This window comes from Tianxiuia mixotrophica, assembly GCF_050596425.1.
GTDB lineage: Bacteria > Bacillota > Clostridia > Peptostreptococcales > Acidaminobacteraceae.
The window spans coordinates 4417330-4430208 of sequence record NZ_CP192292.1; the positions used below are offsets into that span (position 1 = coordinate 4417330).

The window sequence follows — 12879 nt, forward strand, 5'->3', positions numbered from 1 at the left end:
AACAGACTCCACTTTTATGACCCAAGGGTCACTCGTACAGACCTTACAATTTGATCTGGGGTTCTTGAGACCGGATCATTGTCCATTTCAACTTCTTGAATCAGCAGGGCCCCATCGCCTGTAAGAACAACAATGCCCCCGTCTTTTATAACCTGAATAACCTTACCCGGTATGCGACCAACATAATGGCCCACCTCGTAAGGCTCAGCCTTCCATATAGTCATTTTATCATTTTTGTACTTTGTAAAAGCCCCTGGGAAGGGCTTTGACGTACCACGGATTAAGTTATATATGACTTGCGTGGTTTCATTCCAATTGATTTCACCATCTTCAGGGTTTCTGGCACAGGTGTAAGTCGCTATTGAGTCATCTTGAACAATCCTAGTGACATTGCCTTTTTTAAGTTCTGGCCATACTTCGTTTAATATAGACTGAAATGTGTCTATGCAAGAGTTCATGACTGATTCAACATAATCGTTTTGACCAATGGCGACCTGCCTTTGAGCCACAATATCGCCACAGTCTGCTTCTTTTTCCATATGAAATAAAGACACACCGCATTTGTCCTCCCCATTTATAATGGCCCAGTTAACAGGGGCAAAGCCCCTATATTTAGGTAGTAAGGAGAAATGGGTGCTGCAGGCTGCATACTGAGCCTTTTTTAGAACAGTCTCTTTGATTAAGCGTCTAAATCCAAAGCAGAATATGTAGTCAATCTTTTCCTGGTCCGTTGCCCTATCAATATCATTATGGCTGGCGCCCTCATATACCTTAATATCATTTTTCTTACATAAGTCTATGATTGACTGGTCATATTTTTCTATTTCATGGACATGTTCCTTGTCGACGAAAACTTGTTTAATGTTTGCGCCTAGATCTATAAGGGTCTTGAGCCCGGTGTATCCAATTTTGGTGCCTAGAAAGAGTACCACATTCATTGTTTATCCCTCTTTTATATTTTAATATATGCCTTTTACTTATTTTAGCATTTTCTCATATGAAAAACACCATTTCGGCCCCAATTAAAGGGGATGAAATGGTGTCTGCTTTACTTTCGGTTGACATTTTCACGCTTGAAGACAACAGCGACAGTCTTAATTAAAATTTTAAGGTCAAAGAGTAAACTGTAGTTTTCAACATACTCAATATCGTATTTAAAACGCTCTCGAAAGCCCAGGCTGTTTCTCCCCATAACTTGGGCATAGCCTGTAATTCCTGGACGAACCTGAAGGCGCTTTTTATCGTCTTCCTCATAAAGCTTAATTTGGTCCGGTAAGTCCGGTCGTGGACCAATAAAGCTCATTTCCCCTTTAAGGATATTAAGAAGTTGAGGCAGTTCATCCAGGCTCGTTTTGCGAAGAAAACGTCCCACACGTGTCACCCGCGGATCATTTTCAGCATTAAAGGTTCCACCATCCTTGCTTCTCAGGTCTGGCGCGTTTGGTTTCATAGTGCGAAACTTGTACATGCTAAATATGACGCCGTCTTTTCCTAATCGCTTTTGCTTGAAGATTGGGTTTGCCCTGTCTTCTAGGTAGATGGCTGTGTAGACCATTAGGAGGACTGGGGATAGGGCTAGTAGGGTTAGCAGGGCTATTGATTTGTCTAGGGTTGTTTTTAGGCTATTTCTAATTTTCATACTAACCTCATATATTTCACAAACTCTATTTTGAAAGCTGTTCTTCTTGTTTTGTCTTACTCTCAGTTCTATTAGTCGGACAGAAATTACTGAACATAGCCATCTAGAACCCACTTTGGATATGGCTGTGTAACTTCTCCTGTTTCAGGGTCTTTGTAATAGAAGCTGTATTGTAGCATATAGGGTCTGCCCTCTGTGTTGAAGGTCCATGTGCCTGTGAAGGTTTGACCTATTTCTAATTCTGTTAAGACCGGATCAAATGTGATGGTTTTTGCAATGTTTTGAGCTTTTCCTTTTCTTGAATCTCTTAAGTCATAGCCTCTTGTTAAAAACATGAATGGTTTGTCTATTTGGCCTGTTTTTGTGAACTCAAAGACCATTTCATATTGCTCTTCTTCTAAAGACCTTAGTGAAATAGAATCCAGCTGTATTTTATCTTCAAAATTAACTCCAGTTTCCCTGGTTAGGTAGACTGAAGAAACTTTTTCATAGTTGACACTATCGAAAGATCTTTTTGCATCTGTTGGAATTAAATATCGTTTAAGGGGCTGCTGTTCTACATCTGCAATCTTTTTTTTTATTAAATTCCCAGTAAGGAGTTCATTGTATAAACTATACTCTTGACCCTTGGCTTTAAGCAATCCAAAAATAAATTTTTTCTGACCACTTCCACTAGATAGAGTCATCGTATAGCCCCCCGGTGGTAAATTGAAGGTGTCCTTATAAAAACCATGACGATTTCTAATAATCCATTCATGGGTTTCCTTCCCCTCAAAATTTATAAATAAGGGATCATTTGGTCCGCCTGAATACTCCATGATTAAATCTAGACCTTCCTGACCCACAAGAATTTGAGTAGAATGATTAAGGAGTGGAACATAAGGTCTATACATAGAGTGGAGAGTTTTTCCCATAGTCACCAGGGATAAAGAAAAAATAAGCATCAAGCTCAAGATCGTTTTGGGGGAATACTGGATCTTTCGAAAACCCGTCTGACTCTCATTCTCCACCAAGTCCTTGAATTCAGATTCATGCGTCTGTGAATATAGTAAAGATAGTCCACCCCAGATCAGCCAGAGAATACGTAAATTCTCGATATTGAAAAAGAGGGCAAATGTCATAACAAGTGCTAAAAAGCTTCTTGAAACCGGCCCCTTATTCCTAACAAGACTATAACCTAAAAATACCATGAATAAGATCAGACCGAGTATCCCCCGCTCAGCAAAATAAGTAACATATGTGTTGTGGGGAACCTTTGGAGAAACCACCTTCTCAAAATTGCCTGTTGTCACATCATGGCCAAGTTCCTTATAATAAGGTGTTGAGAAATTAGGAAATTGACCAGGCCCAACCCCAAATACGCAGTGGTCTTTGCCCATCATAAAAGCAGCGCCTCGAAGGTCAGATCGAAACTCACTTGCTCTCTCTGTTCCGTTAAAAAAACGACTTGTCAAATATCTGTAGTTTTCCCCATTAAAGTGCGCATTGTCCAGAATGTATAATCCGCTGAGCGAAAAAAATATGACAGATAATAACAATATTAAAGTTTTCCATCTTTTAAAGTTTGTCATAACAAACAGAAGAGCCACTACCCCTAGACCCAGTATACTCGTCCTTGAACCCGTCAGAAAAAGGGACGCCAGAGCACTAAATCCACCAACGAAAATTATGGTGATTTTCATAAACAAGCTTGAGAACTCAACATCTAGAAGCTTCCAGCAGAACAAGAGACCTATTAAGCATACAAAACCCGCCACATTGGGATCATTCACAGTACTAATCAATCGATAGCCATCCATGGCCCATTCCAAATTCCCAGTCGTTTTAGAGAAAATACCTATCCCTGAAAACACAGTGACCATGCATACGCCAAAGATTACGAATTTTTTTTTAGAAAATTTTCTAGCCAAGAGCCAACCACTGAGAAAGTAACCTGCAATGAGCACATTTTTCATATTAGAAACCAATAAACTTTTACCATACGCTATTGACGACAACTCAACTGGATCTAATAATAAATATCCACTTAGAGAAGCTACAATACCTGAAAAAAAAAGCAATCCAAATATCCATATACTTTTATCTGAATACAATTCTTTTCGGATATCTGAGCTTTTAAACAGAGTGTATACAAATAAAATAGCCATAAACGGCCAAAGAATATCTGCTGGTGATATATTAATAAAAATAGGCTCTTCTATCGTTTTCGTGACAAAAGTTGTTGCAAAAAAAAACAGCATAAATGCCCTAGATATGATCCTTCTCATCCTATTATCCTATTATCCTTTTTTAATCTTTACATGTATTGAATTACTTTATTCTACATTTTACAAGTTTATTATAACATAGTATGTAGAGTCTCTTCTACGTCTTCGATGAATTTCAATATTGTAAAATTGTAAGCAAAATAAGCCACACATAGAAACCGACGGCGACAATAGTAAATTTACCCATAAACTAAAACAACCCATTTCATCTAATAAATAAGGCGCTTTGAATATTGATATATTAGATAATGAATTGAATACTGAATAAACTTTGTCTTTTTTAAATCGGCTGATTTCTTATGATTATCAAGTATGTAGTGCCCCTTCCGTTAGTTCCATTTTGTACCTAGAGCCGGGCAGCAGGCGTTATAAAAAGCCATCAATCTCTAACTCCAGAAGATCTGGATTGTCAACCTTATTTCAAACAACTTTTACTCGAACGTACGTTGTTTAAATTCTACGGGTGTCATATAATCCAAGGAACCATGCTGAATAATATTTCGTCAGAAAGCCATCGACACACTGAAGTGCCCCCTGTTTAGTAGACATCTATAATGAGCCATTTATAATATTACTAAAAGCAAAGGAGTTTTATAATGGCAAGGAGATTTACTATTATACAACGTAACGAAATTTTAGATTTACATTTAAACCAGGGGTATTCAACGAGAGTTCTTGCAAAAGAATTTGGAATCGGCAGAACAACCATACAGAGTTGGCTACGTTCATATCGTAAAGAAACTGGCGCAGATCCAATGCCTAATAATATTAATGGAAAACCAGAGACTAAAGTGCAGCCCGCAAAACAGATGATGCTCAATGAAATAAAGATGCAAATGGAAGTACTTGAGGTTTTTCAAAAAGAATTAGAAAGGTGGGATCCGCAAGATTAAAATATAAGGTAATTCAGCAACTACGTCATAAGTACACGGTAAGCAACTTGTGTAGGATTCTTGGTGTTTCATCAAGTGGATACTATAAATGGCTTAAGCATCCAGAAAGCAAGCGTACAAAACGGGATAAGTATATTGCGAAACTAATCAAGGAATATCAAGAGAAAATAAAGTTTTCATATGGTTATCGTCGAATAACAATTTGGCTGAACAAAGTCATGAGGATTAAAATAAACCATAAGTCTGTCTTAAGGATTATGAACAAATTTTCACTTTGCTCAATTATACGAAGAAGTAGAAATATAACTCACTCTAAAGACTGTATTCATAAATATGAAAATAAACTGAAAAGACAATTTAACAGTACACGTAAAAATGAGAAATGGTCAACCGATATAACGCAATTTAAATGCAAAGATGGTATCCTATACTTATCCGCATTGAAAGATTTATATGATGGTAGCATTCTTGGTTACTCCTATGCAAAAAACTCAAAGACACCCATAGTGATTTCAACAGTCTCTCAAGCCTTAAAGCACAAAAGGCAGGATAATGTAACTATCTTGCACAGTGACATGGGTTCGCAATACACCTCTCATGAGTATCATGTATTTCTTAATGATAATAGAATTGAACCTTCGATGTCTCGGCCGGGAACACCTATTGATAATTCACCAATAGAAAGCTTCTTTTCAACACTAAAGATTGAGTGGTTATCAGATACCAGCAATATGATGACTAACTCAGTGGCCATTGAGATTGATGAATATATCAATTTTTATAACAATGAACGAATACAGCTGAAGAGCACTACTGCTCCAGTTGTTGTTAGAAATCGTGCAGCTTAATGAGCCAGTATAGTATCTACTCTAAAGGGTTCAGTCCAAGACACAACCGGCTCTGTCATTAGATAATATTCACCGTGAATTCTGTGATTGTTGTACCAATTTACGTAATCAAATAATTCATGGTTCCTTGGATTAAATGACACCCGTAGAATTTAAACAATGTGCGTTCGAGTAAAAGTTGTTTGGAAAAAGGTTGACAATCCATGTTTTAGATTTTTGTGTAAAAACAGCTTTGATCAACTCAAAGATATCATTTCCCCATAGATTTTCTTCATCAGCTCTTACCTAGTTAGTGCTACAAACAAACATTTCGTAATTATTGATATAGGTTTGTGATTTATCTATTAAGTAGAATTTTTCTAAATATTCAATCACATAATCTTTAGAGATTCTCCTTATACCATTCTATAGCGGCCTCAATTCCTCTTTCAAAACTCCAACTAGGATCATACCCTAACATTTCTTTAACCTTGTCAATGTCAGCATTACTATGCTTTATATCACCTTTTCTATCAGGCCCAAAGATTGGTTCAATATCTTTTCCAAGAGCTTTGCAAAGTGAGTTATAAACATCAATTAAATACTCTCTTCCACCATAAGCAATATTAAAAACTTCTCCAGCAACTTCAGATGATGCTTTACACGCCTTCAAATTTGCTTCAATTACATTCTCAATATAAGTAAAATCCCTACTTTGGTTCCCATCACCATTTATTGTGGGTTGTTCATCATTAAGCAATTGTTTGATAAACTTTGGAATAACTGCTGCATAAGCACCGTTGGGATCTTGCCTTCTACCAAATACATTGAAATACCTCAATCCATAAGTATCTAGACCATAAATTTTTGAATATAGTTTGCCATACTCTTCATCAACCATTTTAGTTAAGGCATATGGAGACAATAAATTACCTTCTCTACCCTCCTGTTTTGGGAGATTGGGGTCATCACCGTAAACAGAAGAACTTGACGCATAGACAAACTTCTTCACTTCATTTTGTCTAGCCGCTTCCATCATATTGAGCGTACCTCTAATATTGATTTCTTCATATAGTAACGGCATCTCGATACTTCTTGGGACGCTTCCCCATGCAGCTTGATTTAATACATAATCGACACCTTCACAAGCCTTCATGCAAGTATCTAAATCTCTTATGTCCCCTTTGATAAATGTATAATTAGGATTATTAACAAATAAGTCGACATTGGATTGTTTGCCATTAGAAAGGTCATCTATACATCGAACCTCATAACCTTTTTCTAATAAAACCTCGCACAAGTTGGAGCCAATAAAACCAGCTCCACCTGTCACGAGAAAAACACTATCTTTTTCAAATGTTATATTTTGATAACCCATGACAAGCACTACCTTTCCTTAAAGTCTCCAGTATTTATATCCTGCTACTTCGTACTCTTTTCTCTCTAAGATTCCTTTGATATCAAGCAATACTTTGCTTTCATTAGATCCTTGTCTAAACATTTTATTGAAATCTTCTTGAGTTAATTTTAAGAACTGATCATGCCCAACTGCCACAACAATTGCATCCATTTCTTTAATATCTTCTACTGAGTCAAACACTATTCCATACTCATGCTCCGCTTCTTCAGCATCAGCCTCCGGATCTGCGATCATTGGATTAATTCCATATTCATTAAGTTCATTGACAATATCAATAACTCTAGTATTTCTAGTATCAGGACAGTTTTCCTTGAATGTAAATCCTAAAATAGCAACTTTTGCATCTTTAACAGGCACATCTGCTTTAATAAGGTTTTTAATCAAATTCTCAACAACGTATTTACCCATATCATCATTGATTCTTCTTCCTGAAAGAATAATTTGCGAATGGTATCCTAGCTGCTCTGCTTTATAAGTTAGGTAATATGGATCTACACCAATACAATGTCCACCAACTAGTCCAGGGAAGAAGTTTAGGAAATTCCACTTTGTGCCTGCGGCTTTTAGAACTGCCTTTGTGTCAATTCCCATCTTATTAAAAATGATAGAAAGCTCATTCATAAATGCGATATTAATATCTCTCTGCGAATTCTCAATAACCTTTGCAGCTTCAGCCACTTTTATAGATTCAGCTCTATGTACTCCTGCATCAACTACAAGCTCGTACACTTTTGCGATAATATCAAGAGATTCTTCATCCATACCCGATACAACTTTAACGATCGTCTCAAGTCTATGTACTTTGTCACCAGGATTGATTCTCTCCGGAGAGTATCCTACTTTGAAATCTTCCCCACATTTCAATCCAGATTCCTTTTCAAGAATAGGGATACAAATCTCTTCTGTAACTCCAGGATAAACGGTAGATTCAAATACAACAATTGAGCCTTTTGTAAGATTTCGCCCAACTATCCTGCTTGCTGATTCTACTGGTTTTAAGTCTGGAGTATGATCAGCATTTACAGGAGTAGGTACAGCAACTATATGAAATTTAGATTCTTTGAGTTTATTCTCATCTGCCGTGAATTCTACTGTAGTTTCTTTAATGACATCATCTCCAACTTCTTTAGTTGGGTCTACTCCTTTTTTGTATAATTCAACTTTCTCTTTGCTGATATCAAACCCAATAACATCAGCCTTTTTTGCAAAAGCTACTGCAATTGGCATTCCTACATAACCAAGACCAACAAGTGATATTTTTTCTTCCCTAATTTTGATTTTTTCGAATAAGTTCATAATATCTCTCCTCATATAATTAAAGACTCACATACATTTTGTAATAATATTTTATATATTCTCCTGATATTACATTTTCAATCCACTGTGAATTATCTAAATACCATTGAATGGTTTCTTGTATTCCCTGCTCAAAAGTGTATGCAGGTTCCCATCCAAGTTCAGTAGTGATTTTGGTGTTATCAATAGCATATCTTCTGTCATGGCCTGGTCTATCTTTTACATATTTAATAAGACCTTCTGATTTGCCAAGGGTGCTAATAATCAATTTGACTATAAAAATATTCGCCTTTTCATTATTCCCACCGATATTGTAAACTTCTCCATCTTTGCCTTTATGAAGAACTGTGTCTATGGCTGAGCAATGATCAGAGACGTGAAGCCAGTCTCTAACCTGCATTCCATCTCCGTAGACAGGAAGGTCTTTCTCTTTAAGGCAGTTATTGATCATAAGTGGAATTAACTTCTCTGGGAACTGATATGGACCGTAGTTATTACTACATCTAGTGATGTTCACCGGCATACCATATGTTTCATTGTATGATCTAACAATCATATCTGCACTTGCCTTTGACGCTGAATATGGGCTGTTTGGCATAAGTGGCATAGTCTCAACGAACATACCTGTTTCACCAAGTGCTCCATATACTTCGTCTGTTGACACTTGAAGGAATTTCACTCCAGACTTGTACTCCTTGCAATACTTATCACTTGGATTTACTTTCCAATATTTCTTAGCTGTGTCTAAGAGCACTTGAGTTCCGATGATATTTGTTGTCAAGAAAACTTCTGGTTCTTCGATGCTTCTATCCACATGTGATTCTGCAGCGAAATTTACGACTGAAGTAATATCATTATTCTTGAAAATCTCTTCAATTTTTTCTCTATCTCTAATATCGACTTTGATGAACTCATAATTAGGATTGTTATCAATACCTTTTAGATTCTCTAAGTTCCCTGCATATGTAAGAGCATCAATGTTGATAATATTATATTCTGGATGCTTTTCAAGCATTAACTTCACAAAGTTACTTCCGATAAATCCGGCCCCGCCTGTAACTAAAATAGTTTTCAATTTGTTTCACCTCCATAAATGACTTTATTGATTTGCTAAACTCAGAATATATCTACCATACTCCGTCTTGTCATATTGTTTACCTAACATAATCATTTGCTCTTTTGAAATCCATTTATTGCGGTAAGCAATTTCTTCCAAGCAAGATATATAGAGCCCAGTACGTTTTTGAATGGTCTTTACAAAATCGGATGCGTCGGCTAATCCATCATAAGTACCTGTATCTAGCCACGCAAAACCACGCCCAAGCAACTCAACTTTTAAGTTTGATTCTTCTAAATATACTCTGTTTAAATCTGTTATTTCTATTTCACCTCTACTGGAAGGTTTTAGATTCTTAGCTTTTTCAACTACAGAATTATCATAATAATATAGTCCTGGGATTGCATAATGTGATTTTGGATTGTCAGGTTTTTCTTCTAAAGAAACTACATTATAATTTTCATCAAACTCAACTACCCCGAACTCTTTAGGATTGTTTACATAATACCCGAATATTACCGCACCATTTTCTAATGAGGCAGCTTCTGTTAGTCGTGATCCAAATCCCTGCCCATAAAATACATTGTCTCCCAAAATCAAACACACACTATCATTACCGATAAATTCTTCACCGACAATAAATGCATCTGCCAATCCCCTAGGACTTTCTTGAACCTTATAATCAATCTTTATACCAATATCAGTACCATCCCCAAGTAAATCTTTGTAAAAGTTTATATACTCAGGATTAGAAATGATAAGAACTTCTCTTATTTTTGAAAGCATTAGCACACTCAATGGATAATATATCATTGGTTTGTCATAAATAGGAAGTAATTGCTTGCTTATTCCCTTCGTGATGGGATAAAGCCTCGACCCACTCCCCCCTGCTAAGATTATACCTTTCATCTAGAGATCCTCCTTTTGTTCTTGAAATACACAATACCAATTTAAATCTTCATATTTTCCATTAACATAAACATGTTTCGTAAATTTTCCCTCATACTTAAAACCCATTTTTTCATAAAATTTATTTGCTCTAATATTAGATGAAAGAACATTCAAGTAAATTTTTTTTAGATTTAGTATATTAAATCCATAGTCAATTATCTTTTCTGTTGCATCTCTTGCAATACCAGTACCCCAGAATTTTTTCCTTAGAACTATTGCATACTCTGCAGTTCTATCTACTGTATTGATATTTTTAAGGCTAACTGTACCTGAATATTCCTTCTCTTCAATCGCATAGTGAATATTATTCTTATCTGACCAGCTATTCTGAATAAAGGATTTAAACCCATCTTCAGAAAAGGGATACCTAGTAAATTTAAAGTTACTAGATATCTCCTCATCATTGATAAATTCCATCATGTAAGTTGCATCTTCAATGTACAAACCTCTAAGCTTCATGTTAATCACCTCTTTTTATTTGCTTAACTACTTTTGCAGGATTACCACCAATAATTGTATTTGTTGGATAATTTCCTTTTAACACCACACTTCCTGCGGCTATAATTGAGTTGTCACCTATATGAACATTTTTAAGTATTATTACATTATTTCCAATCCAAACATTATTGCCTATAATAATCTCTCCCAATTCTCCCACTTGACTTCTTGCATCGGGATGAGTCCCATGAGCTTCAAAATCCATCATTGTAACATTAGCACCTATATTACAATTTGAACCTATCTCAATTTTATTGGCTGCTAAAATGAAATTAGAGTTGTTAAACGCTGTATTCTTATCTACAGTAATTTTACTTTCGCTATATCTTGCTTGAAATTCACTAACACATCCATGATAATTTCCGCCTAACTTATAACCTATAGACACTTTATCATTTAAAATAACAGTACCTTTTCCAGATAATACAGTCTTTTGGTTAAACGATACATTATTTCTTATCATATGCTTTCTATTTAATATTTTATATTTGATTCGTTTGTGAAAATTCTTAAGTCTATTAAGTATTACTCTAATTGCTATATGTGGATTCTTAATTCCCTTAATCATTTTATCTAAATTTTTCATTCTTTCTCCCCATTAAATTTTGATTTATCTTTCAAGAAAGAGAATATATTTCTTACTTCTTCCAAATATAAACTACTTATTACTATGATAAATACTATCGATGAAGCAAAGCTAAATAAGAAAACATGATTTATGATACATCTGTTTAATAACAAGTAGCCTGTCACAAGTAAACACACAGAAACAAACTTCCCTCTAATACTAAGTAGGTTCTTCTTTTTAGCTACGACAGATACAAATATAACGCTAATGAAATAGCCAGCTAATGTCGCTAAAGCAGCCCCTTCTATTCCAATATATTGTATTAAAATATAATTAAGTATAACATTGACTAGAGCACCTATTGCTAAACTTATCGAAGAATAATGACTTTTCTTAACTACAATGAATTGACTTCCCACCACTTGAAACAGCATAAGCAGTAATGGTGAAAGAAATAGGTAAGGAGCGACAATAAAACCTTGAACATAAACACCTTCAAATAATAGTTCAAACAAAATAGGAATTACTGGATATACAATAATAAATGCTAATGCAGATATCAAACCTAAATATTCAAATAACCTCGAGTTCATTTCGATTTGATCACTATCTTTCATCGTAGAAAACTTAAAGTATGAATATCCGCCTGCAAACCCAGCATAGATTAATTGACTAGCTTGTGCCATTTTTGATCCTATAGAGTATATGCCTAGATCAAAAGTACCTAACATATTAGTTATCATAATTTTGTCCATAGCATTGTATACCCAATAAATTAAAAATGTTGGTAGAAGCGGCAGTCCGATTTTAAGTAATTCTTTAGCAATATTTCTATCAAAAGTACCTTTGATAAAAAACATTCTATTTCTACTCCAAAAAAAAATTAGTAATATTGAGGTTGCAATAATACTAGAGTAAATCAATCCAAAGTATGAAAAGCCAAAATAAATCAAAATCATGGCTAATAAATAAGTCACAAAAGAAGATATTAATCCAGATATTACAAAAATTCTTCTTTGGTTTTGCAATCTTGTAGGAGCTTGTATTGGATTCGAAACTCCTCCTATAAATACTCCAATTGCTGCTAAAATTATAATATTTCCGTAATCGAAGCTACCAAAAAATAAGTTTGATAAATTTTTATTAAATAATGCTAATACGCATAAAATTACAAACGAAGATAACATATTCATTCTTTGTGTCGTCGTTGTTACATTATATCTGTACTCCAAATCTTCTTTCTCAAAATATTCCCTAAACATAGCATCATAAAGTCCTAAAATTGCTAAAGGCGTTCCAAATCCAACTACTGTTGTGTACATACTATACACACCAAAATCCGACGCATCAGGAAGCATTCTAGTTATAACAGGCAATAATAAGAAAGGTACGATTTTATTAAGGACGTTGATAAAACCATATACAAAAATATTTTCAATAAATAGTCTTCTTCTACTCATAAG

General features: G+C 35.1%; 14 protein-coding genes. 3 read left to right on the forward strand and 11 right to left on the reverse strand.

Features of this window, described 5'->3' with window-relative positions:
* Nucleotides 1–14: 14 nt before the first annotated feature.
* The 3 genes from ACQ4KW_RS19525 to ACQ4KW_RS19535 all read right to left on the reverse strand — a co-directional run bounded on the left by ACQ4KW_RS19525 (nt 15) and on the right by ACQ4KW_RS19535 (nt 3594).
* Nucleotides 15–938: a methionyl-tRNA formyltransferase gene (locus ACQ4KW_RS19525; RefSeq protein ID WP_430884105.1), complete on the reverse strand. Its 924-nt coding sequence runs from the start codon at nt 936–938 to the stop codon at nt 15–17.
* A 110-nt stretch (nt 939–1048) separates the two neighbouring features.
* Nucleotides 1049–1639, reverse strand: a complete 591-nt coding sequence (locus ACQ4KW_RS19530) for a sugar transferase (RefSeq protein WP_430884106.1) — start codon at nt 1637–1639, stop codon at nt 1049–1051.
* An 86-nt stretch (nt 1640–1725) separates the two neighbouring features.
* A complete protein-coding gene (locus ACQ4KW_RS19535; protein ID WP_430884107.1) occupies nt 1726–3594 on the reverse strand; it encodes an O-antigen ligase family protein in 1869 nt (622 codons plus the stop codon).
* On the opposite strand from ACQ4KW_RS19535, the gene ACQ4KW_RS19540 reads away from it, so the two are divergent.
* The 3 genes from ACQ4KW_RS19540 (at nt 3578) to ACQ4KW_RS19550 (ending at nt 5647) form a co-directional block, all read left to right on the forward strand.
* Complete coding sequence (locus ACQ4KW_RS19540) at nt 3578–3988, forward strand: hypothetical protein (protein ID WP_430884108.1); 411 nt, start codon at nt 3578–3580, stop codon at nt 3986–3988. The genes ACQ4KW_RS19535 and ACQ4KW_RS19540 overlap by 17 nt on opposite strands.
* Before the next feature lie 514 nt (nt 3989–4502).
* Nucleotides 4503–4799, forward strand: coding sequence for a helix-turn-helix domain-containing protein (locus tag ACQ4KW_RS19545; RefSeq protein WP_430884109.1), 297 nt, complete (start codon nt 4503–4505; stop codon nt 4797–4799).
* Nucleotides 4781–5647 (forward strand): IS3 family transposase, encoded by an 867-nt coding sequence (locus ACQ4KW_RS19550; protein ID WP_430884110.1) that lies wholly within the window; start codon nt 4781–4783, stop codon nt 5645–5647. The genes ACQ4KW_RS19545 and ACQ4KW_RS19550 overlap by 19 nt, the downstream gene beginning before the upstream one ends.
* Here ACQ4KW_RS19550 and ACQ4KW_RS19555 read toward each other — a convergent pair.
* From ACQ4KW_RS19555 to ACQ4KW_RS19590, 8 genes are all read right to left on the reverse strand, one after another.
* A complete protein-coding gene (locus tag ACQ4KW_RS19555) occupies nt 5644–5790 on the reverse strand; it encodes an IS3 family transposase (RefSeq protein ID WP_430884111.1) in 147 nt (48 codons plus the stop codon). The two genes, ACQ4KW_RS19550 and ACQ4KW_RS19555, sit on opposite strands and share 4 nt — an antisense overlap.
* A gap of 239 nt (nt 5791–6029) precedes the next feature.
* The gene (locus ACQ4KW_RS19560; protein WP_430886611.1) at nt 6030–7004 is read right to left on the reverse strand and encodes an SDR family oxidoreductase; all 975 of its coding nucleotides are present in this window, start codon (nt 7002–7004) and stop codon (nt 6030–6032) included.
* Between the two features lie 18 nt (nt 7005–7022).
* Nucleotides 7023–8342 (reverse strand): nucleotide sugar dehydrogenase, encoded by a 1320-nt coding sequence (locus tag ACQ4KW_RS19565; protein WP_430884112.1) that lies wholly within the window; start codon nt 8340–8342, stop codon nt 7023–7025.
* Nucleotides 8343–8361: 19 nt separating this feature from the next.
* A complete protein-coding gene (gene rfbB, locus ACQ4KW_RS19570) occupies nt 8362–9417 on the reverse strand; it encodes a dTDP-glucose 4,6-dehydratase (protein ID WP_430884113.1) in 1056 nt (351 codons plus the stop codon).
* Nucleotides 9418–9441: 24 nt separating this feature from the next.
* A complete protein-coding gene (gene rfbA / locus ACQ4KW_RS19575) occupies nt 9442–10308 on the reverse strand; it encodes a glucose-1-phosphate thymidylyltransferase RfbA (RefSeq protein ID WP_430884114.1) in 867 nt (288 codons plus the stop codon).
* The gene (locus ACQ4KW_RS19580) at nt 10309–10809 is read right to left on the reverse strand and encodes a GNAT family N-acetyltransferase (protein WP_430884115.1); all 501 of its coding nucleotides are present in this window, start codon (nt 10807–10809) and stop codon (nt 10309–10311) included. It abuts the gene before it with no gap.
* A gap of 1 nt (nt 10810) precedes the next feature.
* Nucleotides 10811–11434 (reverse strand): acyltransferase, encoded by a 624-nt coding sequence (locus tag ACQ4KW_RS19585; protein ID WP_430884116.1) that lies wholly within the window; start codon nt 11432–11434, stop codon nt 10811–10813.
* Entirely contained in the window at nt 11431–12876 is a 1446-nt protein-coding gene (locus ACQ4KW_RS19590) for an oligosaccharide flippase family protein (RefSeq protein ID WP_430884117.1), read from the reverse strand. Before ACQ4KW_RS19590 ends, ACQ4KW_RS19585 begins: the two co-directional genes overlap by 4 nt.
* Nucleotides 12877–12879 lie beyond the last annotated feature (3 nt).

What these genes read in the sequence shown, in the direction of transcription:
- ACQ4KW_RS19525 (WP_430884105.1), bottom strand. Translation starts at nt 938, where the DNA reads ATGAATGTGGTACTCTTTCTAGGCACCAAAATTGGATACACCGGGCTC.
- ACQ4KW_RS19530 (WP_430884106.1), bottom strand. Translation starts at nt 1,639, where the DNA reads ATGAAAATTAGAAATAGCCTAAAAACAACCCTAGACAAATCAATAGCC.
- ACQ4KW_RS19540 (WP_430884108.1), top strand. Translation starts at nt 3,578, where the DNA reads ATGAGCACATTTTTCATATTAGAAACCAATAAACTTTTACCATACGCT.
- ACQ4KW_RS19535 (WP_430884107.1), bottom strand. Translation starts at nt 3,594, where the DNA reads ATGAAAAATGTGCTCATTGCAGGTTACTTTCTCAGTGGTTGGCTCTTG.
- ACQ4KW_RS19545 (WP_430884109.1), top strand. Translation starts at nt 4,503, where the DNA reads ATGGCAAGGAGATTTACTATTATACAACGTAACGAAATTTTAGATTTA.
- ACQ4KW_RS19560 (WP_430886611.1), bottom strand. Translation starts at nt 7,004, where the DNA reads ATGGGTTATCAAAATATAACATTTGAAAAAGATAGTGTTTTTCTCGTG.
- ACQ4KW_RS19565 (WP_430884112.1), bottom strand. Translation starts at nt 8,342, where the DNA reads ATGAACTTATTCGAAAAAATCAAAATTAGGGAAGAAAAAATATCACTT.
- rfbA (WP_430884114.1), bottom strand. Translation starts at nt 10,308, where the DNA reads ATGAAAGGTATAATCTTAGCAGGGGGGAGTGGGTCGAGGCTTTATCCC.
- ACQ4KW_RS19580 (WP_430884115.1), bottom strand. Translation starts at nt 10,809, where the DNA reads ATGAAGCTTAGAGGTTTGTACATTGAAGATGCAACTTACATGATGGAA.
- ACQ4KW_RS19585 (WP_430884116.1), bottom strand. Translation starts at nt 11,434, where the DNA reads ATGAAAAATTTAGATAAAATGATTAAGGGAATTAAGAATCCACATATA.
- ACQ4KW_RS19590 (WP_430884117.1), bottom strand. Translation starts at nt 12,876, where the DNA reads ATGAGTAGAAGAAGACTATTTATTGAAAATATTTTTGTATATGGTTTT.